The 18,401-nt window shown below is 56.8% G+C and carries 9 protein-coding genes, 1 tRNA gene and 1 other RNA gene; 6 read left to right on the forward strand and 5 right to left on the reverse strand.

The window, feature by feature from the left end; translation table 11 throughout:
• Window positions 1–30 precede the first annotated feature (30 nt).
• The gene (gene aspA / locus G7Y41_RS04210) at window positions 31–1,506 is read left to right on the forward strand and encodes an aspartate ammonia-lyase (protein ID WP_165315086.1); all 1,476 of its coding nucleotides are present in this window, start codon (window positions 31–33) and stop codon (window positions 1,504–1,506) included.
• Window positions 1,507–1,901: 395 nt separating this feature from the next.
• Here aspA and aceE read toward each other — a convergent pair whose 3' ends face one another.
• Window positions 1,902–4,655 (reverse strand): pyruvate dehydrogenase (acetyl-transferring), homodimeric type, encoded by a 2,754-nt coding sequence (aceE, locus tag G7Y41_RS04215; RefSeq protein ID WP_196819548.1) that lies wholly within the window; start codon window positions 4,653–4,655, stop codon window positions 1,902–1,904.
• A 340-nt stretch (window positions 4,656–4,995) separates the two neighbouring features.
• Window positions 4,996–11,862 (reverse strand): Cna B-type domain-containing protein, encoded by a 6,867-nt coding sequence (locus tag G7Y41_RS04220; RefSeq protein ID WP_165315085.1) that lies wholly within the window; start codon window positions 11,860–11,862, stop codon window positions 4,996–4,998.
• 272 nt (window positions 11,863–12,134) lie between these two features.
• Between G7Y41_RS04220 and G7Y41_RS04225 the strand changes: the two genes are divergently transcribed.
• Window positions 12,135–12,533, forward strand: a complete 399-nt coding sequence (locus tag G7Y41_RS04225; RefSeq protein ID WP_165217936.1) for a DUF3052 domain-containing protein — start codon at window positions 12,135–12,137, stop codon at window positions 12,531–12,533.
• A gap of 165 nt (window positions 12,534–12,698) precedes the next feature.
• Window positions 12,699–12,772: transfer RNA gene (locus tag G7Y41_RS04230), tRNA-Val, on the forward strand.
• A 33-nt stretch (window positions 12,773–12,805) separates the two neighbouring features.
• On the opposite strand, the gene G7Y41_RS04235 is transcribed toward G7Y41_RS04230, so the two are convergent.
• The 3 genes from G7Y41_RS04235 to lipB are packed head-to-tail and all read right to left on the reverse strand — an operon-like array spanning window position 12,806 to window position 16,097.
• On the reverse strand, window positions 12,806–14,353 hold the full coding sequence (locus G7Y41_RS04235) for a class I adenylate-forming enzyme family protein (RefSeq protein ID WP_231367371.1): 1,548 nt from the start codon (window positions 14,351–14,353) through the stop codon (window positions 12,806–12,808).
• Window positions 14,350–15,429 carry a lipoyl synthase gene (gene lipA, locus G7Y41_RS04240; RefSeq protein WP_165315084.1) on the reverse strand — a complete coding sequence of 360 codons (1,080 nt, stop codon included), beginning with the start codon at window positions 15,427–15,429 and terminating at the stop codon, window positions 14,350–14,352. The genes G7Y41_RS04235 and lipA overlap by 4 nt, the downstream gene beginning before the upstream one ends.
• Window positions 15,426–16,097, reverse strand: a complete 672-nt coding sequence (gene lipB, locus G7Y41_RS04245) for a lipoyl(octanoyl) transferase LipB (RefSeq protein WP_165315083.1) — start codon at window positions 16,095–16,097, stop codon at window positions 15,426–15,428. Before lipB ends, lipA begins: the two co-directional genes overlap by 4 nt.
• A 137-nt stretch (window positions 16,098–16,234) precedes the next feature.
• Here lipB and G7Y41_RS04250 point away from each other — a divergent pair, with 137 nt between their 5' ends.
• The 3 genes from G7Y41_RS04250 (at window position 16,235) to rnpB (ending at window position 18,324) form a co-directional block, all read left to right on the forward strand.
• The gene (locus tag G7Y41_RS04250) at window positions 16,235–17,116 is read left to right on the forward strand and encodes a Nif3-like dinuclear metal center hexameric protein (protein ID WP_165217932.1); all 882 of its coding nucleotides are present in this window, start codon (window positions 16,235–16,237) and stop codon (window positions 17,114–17,116) included.
• On the forward strand, window positions 17,113–17,856 hold the full coding sequence (locus G7Y41_RS04255) for a zinc ribbon domain-containing protein (RefSeq protein WP_165217931.1): 744 nt from the start codon (window positions 17,113–17,115) through the stop codon (window positions 17,854–17,856). The genes G7Y41_RS04250 and G7Y41_RS04255 overlap by 4 nt, the downstream gene beginning before the upstream one ends.
• Window positions 17,857–17,962: 106 nt before the next feature.
• An RNA gene (gene rnpB, locus G7Y41_RS04260) (RNase P RNA component class A) lies at window positions 17,963–18,324 on the forward strand.
• Window positions 18,325–18,401 lie beyond the last annotated feature (77 nt).

Below are 18,401 nucleotides of genomic sequence, written 5' to 3' on the forward strand. Positions count from 1 at the left end.
ACTAGCTTCCAACGAAGGAAGAGCAACAGCATGACGATGGCGTCTCGTACAGAAAAGGATCTCCTCGGAACGCGGGAGGTTCCTCTTGAAGCATACTGGGGAATTCACACCCTCAGGGCAACAGAGAATTACCAGTTCTCCGGGCAAGTGATTGGTGACGAACCTGCATTTGTCCGCGGAATGGTTCAGGTCAAGAAGGCCTCGGCCCTTGCGAATCATGAACATGGAATTCTCTCTGATGAAATCACCGATGCGATCGTCTGGGCGTGCGATCAAGTCCTCGATGACGGACGATGCATGGATCAATTCCCCATCGACGTTTTCCAGGGTGGCGCTGGAACCAGCGTCAATATGAATACGAACGAGGTGATCGCCAACCTCGCCCTTGAACATCTGGGATACGCACGAGGGCGCTACGATGTGATCCACCCGAATGACCACGTCAACAAGTCACAATCAACGAATGACGCGTATCCCACGGGCTTTAGGCTCGGCGTGTACGCCAGAGTTGACGATCTCCAGGCTGAACTTGCTCGACTCATCGACGCGCTACGCTCCAAAGGGCATCAGTTCAGCGACATCATCAAAATGGGGCGCACGCAGCTCCAAGATGCCGTTCCTATGAGCCTGGGGAACGAATTCACTGCCTTCGCTGTGCTCCTCGAAGAAGAGATCGCTCGTCTGCGAAATAACTCGGCGCTCCTGCTTGAAGTGAACCTCGGAGCCACGGCCATTGGAACGGGACTGAATACTCCCACCGGCTACCAGGAAACCGTGGTGGGAATTCTTCGTAACGTGACCGGCCTACCAATCCAAGGGGCACACAACCTCATCGAAGCAACATCGGACACGGGTGCGTATGTGTCGGTGCATGCTGCGCTCAAACGCCTCGCAGTGAAACTGTCGAAGATCTGTAATGACCTGCGGCTCCTGTCATCGGGTCCGCGTGCGGGGCTGGGGGAGATTCGCCTTCCCGAACGCGCCGCCGGTTCCTCGATCATGCCCGCGAAAGTCAACCCCATCATTCCCGAGGTTGTCAACCAGGTGTGCTTCAAGGTCATCGGTAATGACATGACGGTGACTTTTGCTGCCGAGGCCGGGCAGCTTCAGCTCAACGTCATGGAGCCCGTTATCGGTCAGTCGATCTTCGAGTCCCTTCACCTGTTGATTCGTGCCACGCGGACGCTTCGTGAGCTGTGCATTACTGACATCGAGGCGAACGAGGAAGTCTGTCGTCACAATGTCCTCAATTCCATTGGCATTGTTACCTACCTCAACGAGGTCATCGGTCATGCTAATGGTGATCTTGTTGGTCGTGAATGTGCGCGCTCTGGACGTAATGTTCGTGAGGTTGTCCTTGAGATGGGTCTTCTTGATGAGCGGGCTCTCGATGAACTTCTTTCCGTGGAGAATCTCCTGCGGCCACAATACCGCGATGCGCGTTACTACTCCGGTGCGGATCCGTCGGTCAGTGTTGTGGAGGAGTCCGACCTCGAAGATAAATGACGGGAGGATCGCCAGGAATCGGCGGTGGTGTGATCACCAATCAGCTCTGAAGTTGGCGGTGAAATGAACACACGTATTTGTGTGTTGGGCCACAAATGCTGCGGAATGTGTCATACTGAGAGTGCACGTCGGGATCACACCCCAAAGCACCAAATGAAGAGCATACGAGAGCCAAAGATGCCGCTCTAATCAGCGTGGGACGTCATCCCTGACGTGCAACAACTTCATCGCACACAATAACGGCAGGTCCGCCCATACGGGCGAACCTGCCGTTACTGTGTGATCTCAAAACCCACGACGCGGATTCACGTGATCTTTCGCGAAGCCATCATCGATCGCTGATCGCTGATCGCTGATAGTCCGTGTTTGGCGTGAGGCACCGTGATTGCGGATCCTCAGTCGTGGTGGTCATGGTCATGGTCGTGAGCATCTTGCACTCCGATCGCGTAGTTGAAAATCTCGTAGCGATCAATGGCCTGCTGAACCACGCTGCGGTCAATTTCTCCACGATCAGCCAACGCAGCCAAGGTGCGTACCACCATCGTTTCAGCATCGATGTGGAAGAACCTCCGGGCGGCGCGGCGCGTGTCCGCAATGCCGAAACCGTCGGCACCGAGCACCCGATAGTCACCGGGAACCCACGGGCGAATCATGTCTTGCGTCAGCGAATCAAAGTCCGAAGTCGCAATGAACGGACCTTCGGCACCTGAGAGCTTCTGCGTGAGGTACGCGGCGCGGGGTTCCTCATTCGGATGCAGATAGTTGTGTTCATCAGCTTCAAGACCATCACGTCGCAATTCAGACCACGACGTAACAGACCATACCGCCGCGTCAACACCCCAGTCATCCTGTAGGAGAGTCTTCGCTTGACGCGCCCACGGCACTCCCACACCCGAGGCGAGGAGCTGAACCTTTGGCCCCCCGGCAAAGGAATGGTCGTCGACTTTGTAAATGCCTTTGAGGAGGCCCTCAACGTCAAGGTTTTCCGGCTCAGCAGGCTGGTGAATTGGCTCGTTGTACACCGTGAGGTAGTACATGACGTTGGGATCACGCTCATCGCCCTCGCCGTACATTCGCTTGAGACCGTCTTCCATGATGTAGCGGATCTCGTAGGCGTAGGCGGGATCGTAGTTGACGAAGGCGTGGTTTGTTGATGCCAACACATGCGAGTTGCCGTCCATGTGTTGGAGTCCCTCGCCGGCAAGGGTTGTACGACCTGCCGTTGCGCCGATAACAAAACCACGGGCTAGCTGGTCACCGGCAGCCCAGAACTGGTCGCCTGTACGCTGGAAACCGAACATCGAATAGAAGATGTACACGGGAACGATCGGCAGATTATGCGTTGTATACGCCGTTCCGGCTACCTGGAATGCCGCAGCCGAGCCGGCCTCGGTAATGCCCGTGTGAAGGACCTGACCCTGCTCGGATTCCTTGTAGGAGAGCATCATGTCGGCATCAACGGCGGTGTAGTTCTGACCGTGCGTGTTGAAAATCTTCGCGGAGGGGAAGATCGCATCCAGGCCGAAGGTTCGTGCTTCGTCAGGAATGATCGGAACGAAGTATTTGCCAACTTCCTTGTCCTTGAAGAGGTCCTTAAGGAGGCGAACGAGCGCCATCGTTGTGGCAACTTCAAGCGGTCCGGAACCCTTGGATAGGCCTGCAAAGGGCTTCGTTGGCAGTGCGGGCAGCTTCGGGTCACGGTCATCACGACGCTCCGGCAGCCATCCGCCGAGCTTTTCGCGACGTTCCTTCATGTACAGCAGAGCCGGGTGGTCCTGCGGCGGCAAGTAGTAGGGCGGCATGTACGGATCGCGTTCAAGTTCCTCATCGGTGATGGGGATCTGTAGGCGATCGCGAAGGTTTTTCGCATCCTCAAGCGTGAGCTTCTTCATCTGGTGCGTTGAGTTACGACCGGCGAAGTGTGAGCCCAGAGCGTAGCCCTTGATCGTGTGGGCGAGGATGACGGTTGGCTGGCCGGTGTGCTCCATCGCGGCCTTGTAAGCGGCATATACCTTGCGATAGTCATGGCCGCCGCGCTGGAGTGCCCAAATTTGCTCGTCGGTCCAATTTTCAACCATTGCTTTCGTGCGCGGGTCACGACCGAAGAAGTGTTCGCGGACGTAGGCACCGTCGTTGGCCTTGAAGGTCTGGTAGTCACCGTCAAGGGTTTCATTCATGACGTTGATCAGGGCATTGTCCTTGTCGGTGGCCAGAAGCTGATCCCAGCCTCGACCCCAGATCACCTTGATCACGTTCCACCCGGCACCCTTGAAGAATGCTTCGAGTTCCTGAATGATCTTGCCGTTTCCACGCACCGGACCGTCGAGGCGCTGGAGGTTACAGTTGATGACGAAGGTCAGGTTATCAAGACCTTGCTGTGCGGCCAGTTGGAGCATTCCACGCGATTCGGGTTCGTCCATTTCACCGTCGCCGATGAAGGCCCACGTGTGCTGCTGGGACGTGTCTTTGATTCCGCGCAGATGCAGGTAGCGGTCAAACCACGCCTGGTAGATCGCTTCAGCGGGGCCGAGGCCGAGCGAAACGGTTGGATACTCCCAGAAGTCCTCCATCTGGCGGGGGTGGGGGTATGAGGGAATGCCGTGCTCGTTCGATGCCTGCTGACGGAAGCCATCCATCTGTTCTTCGGTGATGCGGCCTTCAACGAATGCGCGTGCGTAGGGGCCAGGGGAGGCATGGCCCTGGAAGAACACATGGTCACCGCCGCCGGGATGGTCTTTGCCGCGGAAGAAGTGGTTGAGACCGACCTCGTACAAAGTGGCAACGGATGCGTAGGAGGAAATGTGCCCGCCGACTTTAACTCCGGGGCGCTGCGCGCGCGTAACCATCACGGCGGCGTTCCATCGAATCCATCGACGGTATTGGCGTTCTGTTGCTTCGTCTCCGGGGAAGTAGGGTTCCTGGTCAACGGGAATCGTGTTGACGTAGGGGGTGGTGTATTCCTGCGGGAGCTGGACGCCTTCTCGTCGTGCTTTATCGAGCATATGGAGGAGGATGTATCGGGCGCGCGGTCCGCCCTTCTCTTCAATGAGTCCCGACAGAGATTCAACCCATTCAGCGGTTTCCTGAGGATCGTTATCCGGGACTTGTCTGAGAAGTCCGTTGACGACGGGAGGATGTTTCTCGCTCAATTGACTCGCGCCTTCCTTTTCCTTGTGGAGTTGCGTGGCAGACACGCCCTCGTGCGTTACTCACATATTGTCCCTCTGACGGGCCTGAAATGCGAGCGAATGTGGGACTTCTGACCCAACATGAGGGGTATCGGACAGCGCGCGGCGCCTGAGATGAGTTTCAGGGGCGAGGGCGAAGGGCTTTTTCTTTATGGGGGTTCTTGTTGGTAGTTGGGTTTTTGGTGGGGGGTGTGGGGTGGCTCCGGCAGGTGTTGTTTCTGCCGGGGCCACTTTGTTGTGTCACTGCTCAGCGTGAGGGGGGTTGGTGTGATGGTGATTCCTTCACGCTGTGTGTGGTGTGTTAGTCCTCCAAGCGTCGGCGTCGGTGTCGTTGGATAAGGAGTGTTCCGAGGATGAGGAGGCTTGCTCCGAGTGTTCCTGTGATTAGGGTGTTGGTGCCGGTGTGTGCCAGGGTGGGGATTTTCTTGTTGACCACTGTGCCCAGGTCCACTGTTTCACCGTGTGTGGTGATTTGCGCGGACAACCTGTGGGTGGTGTTGCGGTATCCCTTGGGGGCGTGTGTTTCCACAACCGTGTATTTGCCGTAGGCAACCCTGGTGAACACAAGCGTGCCATCTTTACTGGTGGTTTGGGTGTCTGCGACGTGTCCGTCGTGGCGACGTAACTCAAACACAGCACCTGCTAGGGGTGTGCCGGTGTCACTGACCTTGGTCAGGGTGATGTTGCCGTGGATGAGGGTGTTGGTCACGGTGTACCCATCACCAGCACTCCCAGTGACAGCCGTGTCGTATCCCTTGACTGGGTCCTCAACAACCGTGTACTGGATTTCCTTACCCGCGGTGTTGGTGTCAAGACCAGTGAAGACTCCAGTCCACGTGTCCTTGGCGGTCAGAGTCAGGGTCTTGCCCGTCTCCACACCATCAGCAACCAGCTTGACAGTCACCTCGGTGGGGCGCACACCATCCTGATCGTCCGCGTCATCCCACACCTTCGACACCACAATGTCACGCTTGGCGGCCTTGTGGGTGTTGGTGACGGTCAGACCCGCTGTCATCGACCCCGAATAGGACGGGGTGTATTCCTTGACCGGATCTTCGGCCACGGTGTATTGGATTTCTTTACCGGCCTTGTTTGTGTCAAGACCAGTGAAGACTCCAGTCCACGCGTCCTTAGCATTCAGGGTGAGGGTTTTGCCTGTGTCCACACCGTTTGCGAGCAGCTTGATGGTCACTGAGTCTGGGCGAATAGCGTCTTGGTTATCCGCATCCTCCCACACCTTGGTGACCTTAATGTCACGCTTGGTGACCTTGTGGGTGTTGGTCACGGTGAGGCCATCTTTCATTGTCCCGCCGTACTCAGCCGTGTAGTTAGCGACCTTGTCCTCAGCTACGGTGTACTGGATTTCTTTGCCGGCCTTGTTTGTCTCAAGGCCGGTGAAGGTCCCAGACCACTTGCCGTCAGCGGTCAGAGTCAGTGTCTTGCCCGTGTCTTTACCATCGGCGCGCAATTTCACTGTGACTGAGTCTGGGCGAATACCATCCTGGTTATCCGCGTCATCCCACACCTTGGTCACCACAATGTCACGTGTAGCGACCTCGTGGGTGTTGGTGACAGTCAGACCATCTTTCATCGAACCCGAATAGGACGCCGTGTACCCCTCAACCGCATCCTCGGCCACGGTGTAGTGGATTTCTTTACCGGCCTTGTTGGTGTCAAGACCAGTAAAGGTTCCAGCCCACTTACCCTCAGCATCCAGGGTGAGTGTCTTGCCCGTGTCCACACCATCAGCAACCAGCTTGACAGTCACCTCGGTGGGGCGAATAGCGTCTTGGTTACCCGCATCATCCCACACCTTGCTGACATTAATAGCACGTGTGCCGTGCTGGTGAGTGTTCGTCACCGTAAACCCATCAGCAAGCTTTCCATTAACCGTTGAGGTGTAACCGGTCATGTCCTCTTCGCTTACGGTGTAGGTGATGGGGTTGCCGTGATTGTCGTAGGTGGGCAGGTCGGTGAAGGAGAATGTTCCATCCCCGTTGGCATCTACTGGAATCATGGCGCCGGTGGGGGTGCCGTTACTGATCAGACGCACCGTCGCTGTTGCGGGACGCACACCATCTTGGTTGTTGTTGTCCACCCACACAACGGTGCCACTGACCGTGATCGTGGGGTTCACCAGCGTGTTTGTCACGGTAAACGCGTGACCTTGACTAGTCACCGCGACAGTGTAGTCATGACCCCCAGCAGTTAACGTCCCCGTCGTGGTGACCAGCCCATTGTCGGTGACCTCACCGACCGTATAGACGATCTCACGACCACCATCGTATTGGGGCAGACCCGTAAAGGTGTGCTGCCAGTTATTCCCAGCATTAACATCCTGCTGTTGGGTAACCTGACCGTCGGCCAGTAGTGCGAGACGCACCTGGGGAGCATGATCGGGGAGAATCCCAGACCATGCTTTTGTTGCCGACACCGACACCTGACCGGTGATCGTGTTGGTCACGGTGAACCCAGTGGCTGCTGTGCCTGAGGTTACTGACTCATAATGGTCAACCGCGTCTTCAACCACCTCATATGTGATGGGTTGACCGGGAGCCTTGAACTTCGCCAGTCCCGTAAACGAAGCTGTCCACTGGTTCCCAGCATTGAGCGTCAGTGACTTGCCAGCCACCGCGGTGCCATCAGCTTTAAGGCTGACCGTCACCGATGCTGGACGCAGGTTCTTCGCATTACCATTATCAACCCACACCTTCGACACCGGCACATCAACAACCGCAGGAACATGCGTATTACGCAGCGTCAGGCCGTTGGTCATTGTTCCGCCGGGTGTTGTTGTGTAGTCGGTGATCGCGTTCTGCCTGACGGTGTAGGTGATGGGGGTGCCGTTGTTGTTGACCTCGAGGTTGTTGAAGGTTGCGGACCAGTTGTTGTCTGCATTCAAGGTTGCGGTCTTGTCCGTTTCCACACCATCGGCAAGCAATGTGACGGTTACAGAGGTTGGACGAATACCGTCCTGATTCTCATTGTCGGAGAAGGTTGCCGACACGCTGACAGAACGCCGAGCAACCTGGTGCGTGTTCGTCACGGTGTATCCGTTAGCGGCTGTTCCGCTGACTTGCGAGGTGTACCCATCGGGTACTGTGGTTTCTTCAACTGTGTAGGCAATCTGTGTGCCTTGGGGGGTGTAGGCACGCAAGCCCTCGAATGTGGCTGTCCAGTGGTTGCCAGCATTGAGCTTGACCGATTTACCAGCCGATGTGCCGTCAGCTTTGAGAGTGATTGTCACTTCGCTTGGGCGGATGCCGTCTTGGTTGTTGGCGTCGTTCCATACTTTCGTGACCTGTACTGAGGTGCGGTCCAGAGCGTTTTCCACGGCAAGAGTGGCGTTGACCGCGTCGCGGGTGAGCGTGACATCGTGCTTGGTTGCAGACCGGGCGTAGCCTGTGGGGGCGGTGATTTCAACGACCTTGTAGGCTCCCAGGGGAACATTGGTGAATGTTGCTTTTCCTTGGGTGTTCGTGGTGACGTCTTGGATCACTTCGCCGTTGGTTCCCGTGACCTGCTTGTCTGCCGTATCTGTGAGACGGAATACCGCGCCGGCCAAAGGAGAAGCCGCAGTCCCGTCTTCAGCTTTAGAGGTTTTCGTGATGGTGACCGTGCCAGGAATCAACCTGATAGCAACATTGCGCACCTGAGTCGCATTGTGCGCAACGAGGTTAACGCTCGTTGTTGTCACTTCGTTTCCAGAAACAGTGGTTGCGTCAATGTTATTACCGCTAACGCCGGTACCTGGGGTGGTGACGAAGTCCTCTGTCTGGGCTTTCAAGGCTTTGAGGCGGTAGGTTCCTGTGGCGTAGATGGTGGCGTCATAGGTGCCGTCAGCACTGGTGACGACAGCTGGGAGAATCTTGCCGCTGGGATCCTTCGCGGGGGTGCCGTCGTCGTTCACGATGTGGAGTTCGCGTCCGGCAAGCGGCTTGTCTGTGCCTGCCGTGTAGGACGAATCCCCATTAATGTCAACGAAATACCTGCCTTTAATGTGGTACTTCTGAATCTGTACCGTCGTGCTCGTTGCTTCGGTGAACACCGAGCCATTGGTGGAGAACGCAGCCGTATTCACGGCCTTATCGGCATCAGTGACGGAAATGTCCTTCAAGGATGTGTCTGTGGGCATACGTGAAGGAATGACGATGGTCACAGCCGTATCCGAGGGAATTTTCTGGCCTTCTTTGAGAACGGCACGTACAGATTTCACGTGAGAGAAGTCGGTGACGTGGTCTGCCGGCACCCACTCTCCATCACGCACAGATGCGAGGTCAGCACCTTGCGGGGTCAGCTGGTAGGAGAACGCAAACTTTGCATTCACCTCCGGGGTATTCGCATCCTCTAAACTGCCAGTTAAACCGGTAGTGAAAGTCGACCCACGCTCCGGATAACCTGAGGCGGTTTCAACGATCGCATGGTCACCCTGATATGGCAGAACATCAATGATCGTCAGACTATTCATTGGACTGCGTGATCCGTTATACGCCACCAGTCGGTGGGACAGGTCCGATCCAAGATCACCAGCAACCTTGCTCGACGTTGCACCGTGAATACTGGACTGCTTTGTGAGTACGAACTCTTTGGGAGGAGTGAATGTCAGCGTCGAAGTTCTGACCTGGAAGGTTTCGGTTGTGTCGCCGTCTTCGTCCAGGTCAAGCGCATCCGTGTAAGGGTTCGTCGCTGGCGAAGCGACATCATTACCATCCCACATCATGTAGGTCGGAATCTCATGTGGGCCGCCCGTCGTTGCCGCTGTCGCCAGCAGCGTCAACTTCGTACGGGAATACGTAGCGACTGGCACAGTTCCGTAGTCAACAATCACCGCTGTCTTACCGGTACCGTGATAGTTCGCGACGGTCGTGACTGTCGTTGAGCTCATGTCTGGTAGAGACGCCACGTACTCAACACCTTCGGGCAGGAGAGTAACGGTCCGTATATTTCGGATTTCCGTCAGAGGGCCATAGGTTGTTTCCGCTGTTGTGTGGAGGCCGTTAGGCAATGTGGGACCAACCGTCAGTCGGAAACGAGAAGTGGGCTGACCTTTCTTATCTATTTGGTAAGTTACCGCCGAATCTTCGGGTTTGTTTTGATCAACGGTTGGCCGCAGAGGAGAGATATTGATAGTTCCGTTAAACTTAAACGGAGTGGACGTCTCGCCTTCGAGTGCGACGGCGATGTTCTCCCGTAGCGTGAATGTATCGAAAGTTGGCGACGCTTTGAGGCGTTCCTGCTCTGCCGTCGTCAACTTGGAGAACGTTCTCACTATCAGGCGAGTGTTGTCGAAGAGGACGGGATTCTCAAAGGCAAGAACAAGCTGAGTGAACTCACCTTCTGTTTGCTCAGTAATCGCAATATCGTCACCGAGCTGCACATGTTCCTTAATCAGCTCGCGAGTCCCATCCGCACGAACACCATAGAGCTTCGTATTACCTTTATTGACTCCCTCTTCAACGATCTTCTCATTCGCTTCGATGATGTCGCGGTTATCGTCGTTGACTATTATTTTTGGGGTAATTTCTGGTTCTGGTGCGAGACGAAAAGATGAGAATCGGGTTCGCGAGTCGGTGTTCTCTGTAATAACCTCAGTGATTGAAGTGGTCTTTCCACCTTGGAACCGATCGCGTCCGGTAGGTCCGGACCCATTGTTTTCGTTACCAAAAAAAGCATAGTATCCAAGACCTGGATCGGTGAAATCTTTGGTACCGGCGTAAATATGCTCATTATGCCAATAGTATTCCTCTTTGTTATAAGCCGATTCAAGGGGAACGTTATGCGCCTGAAAGATGGTGCCGCTTTTATAGAGGAGCCTGGATCCTGTTTTCGTGAAGACGTTTTTCGGGAAGTGATAAAATTCAGTGCGAGAACCGACCTTGGTGCCACCCGTGCCGTCGCTCTCGGCATTGACGTAGTAGTCAATGGTCACCGGAAGGTCCGTATCAAGAGGGACTCCGGTAAACAGAATTTTTAAGTGTCTCTTGGGGGAATTTGAGTTTTCTTTTGCGCGCGAAAACTCCCCGAATGTCGCATACTTTCCGTTCGAATGAGTGGTAAAATTCCGATCAAACGATGGATCAGATTTGATGAAGGTGACCTCCTGGCGCCCCTCGGAAAGATCTTTGACGGTAACATCTGGACCGGGGAACTGGATTCGCGCACCTGCAGGAAGAGTGACCACCATCTTGACGTTCTTGGGAACAACAAGTCCTTCGTTGGTTCTATTTCCGTTATCCGGGGCGATCGACAGATAAAGATTCGATGTCACTGATGTTCCCTCGGGAATCGTTGTGACACTCGAATCCTTCACTGTGACTTTGCTGCCACGGTTGTTGTGACCATTCGGTGTATCCCTGATGCTGTAGTTGTAATTCGCCCCCGCACGTTTTTCTGCTAACGAATATGCGGTGTAACCGACACCGCGAGCCGTGTATGTCTTGGAATCGTGAGCAATTTCTACCCCATCTGCTGTGTAAAGAGTTGCGTCGACAGTAAAGGTATCTCCCGGTTGAGCGTATTTTCCGTCAATAGCAAAAGTGTATGGGTAGGTGTACTGTGTGCCTCCAGCCAATGATGAGAACCGGGATGTCACGTATTCATACTGCTCATCACTGCTTCGTTCGGTTGTTCCGGCCTGGGAAGGAACAACTTTGACGCCGGTGAGCTTATTTGTCTTTGGGATGCGAATCCGAAGATAGGGATTTTCCAGCGAATAGTCTTCAGCCGAGATATCCAGATCGACGACATCGGAGATGGGCTTATGCATCAGGTAAGTAGTCTCACCTTTAATCACTTTATTCTCGGCAGTCAGGGTGCCAACCGTGAGTGTCACGCGCGATGTGTCATCAGCTCCGGCAGCCGGGTCTCCATCAGCTCGGGAACGCAAAACCGGTGTGGGCGCAGCTTCGGTTGCCGTTGGCGCACCGCCTAAAGATCGGGAAGCGCTAGCTCCGCTGCCGTTGGACTCGTCGCCAGCTGGCTCTGCGGTTGCTGACTGAGGTGTCTCCGAATTCGCTGAGGATTCAGCTACTGCTGAAGATTCCGCCGTCGTTGAAGGGGGAGGAGAAGGAATGACATCGGTATCTGGTGTGACAGCCGTTGCTGGCAGCCCAGTGAAAGCGATGGTTATGGCAAGCAATCCAGGCAAGAGCCTGCGTTTGACACTCATCTTCGCGTCCGTCCTGATAGGAGGTTCACATATAAGGGTTTCAATGTAATTCTATGGGGGGGGGGTGGTTGTTGACCACACTTTGTGACAATTTCTTCCGTCGATAGTCGTTTGTGTCGGTTGGAAGTGGACCTAGGTCCCGATGCTCGGTGGTGGAACAATTCGCAGATTTGCGCGTGGACTTTTCCTCGTCGCGGTGATCTGCTTTACAATGGAGACGTGATGTGTCATTCAGCGCAGCGAGCGCTCTCGCCGAAAGGTGGTTGTTCATCGTGGCGATGAGCCTCGGATTCCAGCCGGGACAGATTGTTCAAGAGTTCTACGTTGACGACGATGCCGACGAGAATCTTCGTCGTTCCATCGAAGAAGAAACGGGCGAACAGATCGCGGACGTTGACTACGGCGATGTTGTCGACGGAGCCATCGTGTGGTGGCGAGCAGACGATGCCGAAGAGGAAGATCTCGCAGACGTCCTCGTTGATGCGATGTCGAACTTAGATGACGGCGGCCTCATTTGGGTTCTCATCCCCAAACCAAACCGCCCCGGAGCGCTGCCAGTCGCCGACGTTGAAGATGCTGCTGACGTTGCCGGACTTCATTCGACCTCGGCTGCTTCAGTGGGAGATGACTGGGCGGGAATTCGCCTGACCGCTCGTCCTCGGTCGAAGTAGAAAACCACGGACCACGCGCACCTAAGTTTCACCCGTTGATGTCGAAACCAACGGATTCTCAGTGTTCGCCAGCGGTTTTGTGGATCACCGGAACACCCACTAAACTTTCCCGTGCTGTACACGTCGGTACCACAGACAGAGTAGAGGCCGCGTGACAGTGCGAAAGGGCCTGTAGCTCAGTTGGTCAGAGCGCTGCGTTTACACCGCAGATGTCGTCGGTTCGAATCCGGCCGGGCCCACAAACGTCCCACGCGCATTCTCGCGCAAGCGGACTAGCTTGCGAAGAACTCCTTGATGCGCGCGATATCCGCTTTGCCGTTCGGATTCACGGGAATAGTGTCCACCCAGTGCACCCGCCGAATCTGCTCCCACGGTGCCAACTTGTGTGCCAACGCCCGCTGGATCTTCGCAACACTGGGAGGGGCGCCGCTCCCATTCCATTGGGCGAGAGCCGCAACAATCTGCCCCCACGTGTCATCCGCCACGCCGACCACAACAGCCTGAGCGATGCCGGGGATTTCTGAGAGCGCCTCCTCAATGGGTGAGGGCGCAACCATTTCCCCTCCCGTGTTGATCAACCGCGAGGCACGGCCAACCATGTGAATCCACCCGTGATCATCGCGGTATCCCAGGTCACCCGTGCGCAACCACTCGTCCTCGCCAACAACATTCGGACCTGACACCAGGATTTCCCTGGCCTCATGCTCCCCGGCTGCGCGTTGACCCGTAGCGATTATCGAGGCAGAATCTGTTTCCTCGCCAGCTAGACGCATGGTGACATAGGGGAAGGGCTGGCCGATCGCCCCATCCGCGTTGGTGATATCCGCGCTGAGTAACGCCCCTGCACCTCCGGTTTCTGTCATCCCCCAGACATGGATGGGACTTAGGCCAAGTGAACGAAGCTGCAAGGCCAGAGCCGGTGAGAGAGCGTCGCCACCGATTAAGGGTTTAACCAGCGATGACAGGTCCGCGTGACACCGTTCTTGCGCGGCAAGTAGACCGTGACACATCACGGGTACAAGAAACATCATATTGATGCGGTACCTTTCGATGGCCCGCAGAACCTTCTCAGGGTCAAAACGGCGAATCACCACGAGGGTGCCACCGTGACTTAACGTATCGAGGGTTGTCCCATTGAAACCGCCGACATGTGTCAGCGGTGCGCAGACCCCGACCACGTGATGACCGGGGGAGTACTCGAAACCGTCACGAAAATTCTGCGAGGCCCACCACAGGTGCGCATGGCTCAATTCAATGCGACGCGGCTCCCCGGTGGACCCCGAGGTCAAAATAATCGCTGCGACCTCGCTGTGACACGCCGGTGGGTCACCTGCGATGGGGTTGGTCGCCTCAACCTCCTGAGCGAAATGAGTCAGGCTGATTGCGTGGGGAAGGCCAGCGTCGTCCTCGTCAGTGATTGTCAGAGCGGGAGATAGTTGGTCGCAGAGTCTGTGGAGCCGCTGGGGTGGAAGCCGAGGAGAAATCGGTACGGTCACTGCGTGAAGCCACGATGCGCCAAGATGAAGAAGGAAATGCCAGGGCGAATTTTCGGCGGCAATGACCAGACGATCTGCGGCAGTGACTCCTCGGGAAGACAGGAACGCGGCGGTGCGCCGAACCAGTTGTGCCACCTGAGACACAGTCCACGAAATGCCAGTTTCCGCGTCAATCAGACTGAGGCGTTGCGGATGCTGCGCGGCTGCTCGCATGAGAGCACGCGCCGGCGAAAGGTCCGGCAAGGGCGCTGGCGCACGTGACGGGCGGCGGCTAGGCGACGGCCCCTCCGACGCCGTGGGTGCGTGCCGCTCGGCAGTGCTCACGGAGCCACCTGTTGAGATTGACGAGGACGCACCTGCGCATCCTCGCGGCGATGAGCCTCGCGTTCTTTGAGACGTGCAAGAACAGACCCGGCTTCTTGAAGAGTGGAGCCGGAATCCTCAATGTGGGCAAGCTCAGAGGGAATCTCGAACCCTCGGGCACGCATCCCCTTGGCCCACAGGAGGCCCGCGCGGTACGACGAACGCACAAGGGGACCGGCCATGACTCCGGCGAAACCGATCTGCTTAGCTTCGGCAGCCAACTCAAGGAATTCCTCGGGATGAACCCATCGGTCGATGGGGTGATGCAGGGCAGAGGGACGCAGGTACTGTGTGAGAGTGAGCAGATCACAACCCGACGAGTGAAGATCACGCATCGCCTCGGAAATTTCCTCGCGGGTCTCACCCATTCCCAAAATGAGATTCGACTTCGTTACCATGCCCTGAGCGTGGGCGCGGTCAATCATTGCCAGGGAGCGTTCGTAGCGGAACGCCGGTCGAATCTTCTTGAAAATTCGGGGAACAGTTTCGAGGTTATGAGCAAACACCTGAGGCTTGGCAGCAACCACACTGTCGATCGCTTCAGGCTGACCACGGAAGTCATCAACGAGCAGTTCAACACCGGTACCGGGGGAATACTCATGGATCAGACGACATGTTTGCGCATACAGCCAGGCAGCACCGTCAGGAAGGTCATCGCGTGTTACCCCGGTGATCGTCACATACCGTAAACCCAGTTCTTTCACGGACTCCGCGATGCGACGTGGCTCATCCCTGTCATATTCAGTGGGGCGTCCCGTGGCGATATCGCAGAAATCGCAGCGGCGCGTGCACAGGGCTCCGCCCAGGAGGAACGTTGCCTCACGGTCCTGCCAACATTCGTAGATGTTCGGACACCCTGCCTCGGCGCACACGGTGTGCAAGCCTCGGCTCTTGGAAAGGTGACGCATGTCCTGGTAATTGTCACCGGCATGCGCTGTCGTGCGAATCCACGGAGGTTTGACCTCGATCGGAGTCTGCGCGTTACGAACTTCAACGCGCAGAAGCTTGCGGCCTTCCGGGTCTGGCAGTGTGCTCATGCCGTCGTCCTCGTTTCAAGTTCCTGGTCGGGGGTGGCTAGCTGGGGGCGGATGGAATGGAAAAGACGGGGAATCAGTGCGTCTGCGGCGGCGCTGACGGTCGACGTGATGCCCTCCCAGTTCAAGGACGCCACCTGAGCGTCTGCGAGCCCGCACGGGATGATGCCTCCGAAAGCGTGGGCGCGGTCGATTGACACATTGAGGGCGATTCCGTGAAGGGTTGAGCCTTGAGCGACTTTGAGTCCGATTGCGCAGATCTTCCGGTCGGGGCATCCCTCCTCGGTCAGCCACACGCCGGCGCGTCCCTCAATGCGGCGCGCAGGTAGTCCCCATTCCTCGCGGACCGTTTCAATGACACCGTATTCAACGGAACGAATCCACGCGATCAGGTCAACGGGCTGCTTGAGGCGGACAACGGGGTAGATCACGACCTGGCCGGGGCCATGCCAGGTGACTGAGCCAGCGCGATCAACGGCGATCACGGGCAGCGACTGATCGCGGATATCCTCGGGTTTCGTGTGACGGCCAGCGGTCCATGTCGGCGAAAACTGGGCGACGATGAGGGAATCGGGGCCACCGTTGAGAGTGTCGGCGTGAAGGCGGCGCTGCATTGCGTCGACCTCACGGTAGTCGGTGAAGCCCGAGTGAAGAAGATTGACGACCTGCACGGCTGAAAGCCTAGTCCTCTTTCGTTAAACTTCCGAATTACAATCGAATGACTATTAAACGAAAATTTGGCGGTAAGTCATGGGCTGGCCAGAGGGTTCGCCCTCGTCCTCGTGCGGCTTCACGATATTCTTAACCAATGACACACGACTTAGCCTCCGCTGCGACGAACTGGACCGTCGGAGACATCTGCGCCCTCATGGACCGGTGGTTTCCCCCGGCCAACGCCCAAGACTGGGACAAAGTTGGGCTGATTCTGGGGGATCGTGACCGGATTGTCCGCCGGGTCCTCCTGGCCGTTGATCCCGTGGCAAGCGTTGGCAGACAAGCGACCACAATGGGAGACGGCGAGGGCGCCGACCTCATCATCACGCATCACCCGCTTTTCCTGCGCGGGGTGTCCTTCCTCCCCGAGGACCAGCCCAAAGGCGCCCTCGTTACCCAACTGATCCGCAGCGGCATCGCCCTCTTAAATGCACACACGAACGCCGACATCGCTCACGATGGGGTAGCGGACGCCCTCGCCCGCCTCATTGGGTTAAGCGACCCCGAGCCTTTAGAGTTCATTGGCGAGGACGAGGACGGTCACCTCATCGGCATGGGCCGAATCGGACGGGTAACCCCAACAACGCTCGGAGAATTCGCTGCCCACGTAGCTTCAGTGCTTCCGGCGGGACCGACGGGACTTTTCGTTGGCGGTGACACAGATTCTCCTGTCGAACGCATCGCCGTGGCCCCGGGAGCAGGAGATTCCTTCCTTGATCTCGCCAGGAAACGCGGAGCCGACGTGTTCCTCACCGCTGACCTGCGGCATCATCCGGCATCTGAACATATGGAAGCCGGACGCCCGTTCCTTTTGTGCGGGAGTCACTGGGCAACCGAATGGCCGTGGCTGCGCCTACTGGAGAAGAAACTCACTCAGGCAGCGGCGCGTGAGGGTGTGGACCTGAGCGTCGAAGTCTCTACGATTGTTACCGAACCTTGGACCCAGCACTTGGAGACCTCAGGAGAACTCGCATGAATGTCTCGCACGCCGACCAGCTGAACCTGCTTGAACTGCAAGAACTGGATATGAAAGAGTCGGCCCTGCGACACCGCCGCAACGCTCATCCCGCGCACGAGAAAGTCCGTGAATTGGCCGGACGTGCAGAGGATCTTCAGCGCGCTTCCGTTGCTCAGTCGGCGGTAATTTCCGATTTGGGTCGCGAACTCACCCGCATCGAAGACGAAATCACGAAAGTTCAGGACAGACGAGAACGCCAGCGTGGACGCATTGAACGCAACGAGGTTCCCCTGCGTGATATTTCCTCTATGGAACACGAGATCGCGCAGATGGATGCGCGGCTGACCTCTTTGGAAAACAATCAGCTGGGCGTGGAAGAACGCATCGAAGAGGCAAAGAAAGCCAAGGACGCGATGACCACCGAGGCTCAGGCCATTCGCGATGATGTTGAGGCAACGAAGAAGAGCTTCGCGGAAGATACCGCGGAGCTTGATGATGAACTCCGGGGTGTGATTGCTACGCGTCGGGAGCTTGCAGCAGCCCTGGGTGAAGCGATCCTCGGGGAATACGAACATGCCCGCAGTCGCAACGGTGTTCTTGCGGTGCTTGAGGTGCGCGACGGCGTGGGCATTGGAATGGCCGCGGACCTCTCGCCGCTTGAGCTTGACGAGTTGCGACGCACTCCCGACGATGAGCTGTACTGGACGAGTGATACGTCGCAGATCGTTGTGCGAACCACAGCGAGCGAGCGGAACTAGAACTTAGTTGGGGAGCGAGTACCCGTACCGTTAACGCTTGCCACTGCGGGCAGAGCTGAAGCTCGTGCACCTCGCTAACTTCGATGGGGTAAAATTTCAGGGCGGATGAGCCGGTCGGGCGGCCGCGGGCGCGAGAGCACCTGAGGAACGTCCGGGCACCACAGGGCAGGATGATGGCTAACGGCCACCCGGGGTGACCCGCGGGCTAGTGCCACAGAAAAGAAACCGCCGCCTTCGGGCGGTAAGGGTGAAAAGGTGGGGTAAGAGCCCACCAGCAACGCAGGTGACTGCGTTGGCTCGGTAAACCCCATTCGGTGCAAGACCAAGCAGCAAGCAGGGCGGCCCGTTCAATGCTTGCGGGTAGGTTGCGTGAGGTCTGCGGTAACGCAGATCCAAGATAGATGGTCGCCACCGCAGACGCGGTAACGCACTGCGAGACAGAACCCGGCGTACAGACCGACTCATCCGCATTTTCTCACGCATCTTTGGGCATTCGGTGGATGCCGTTGCGTGAGGGGAGTTCCTTCAACTGGCCTGTGTGAGCC

It is taken from the genome of Schaalia sp. ZJ405 (assembly GCF_011038885.2).
Lineage (GTDB): Bacteria > Actinomycetota > Actinomycetes > Actinomycetales > Actinomycetaceae > Pauljensenia.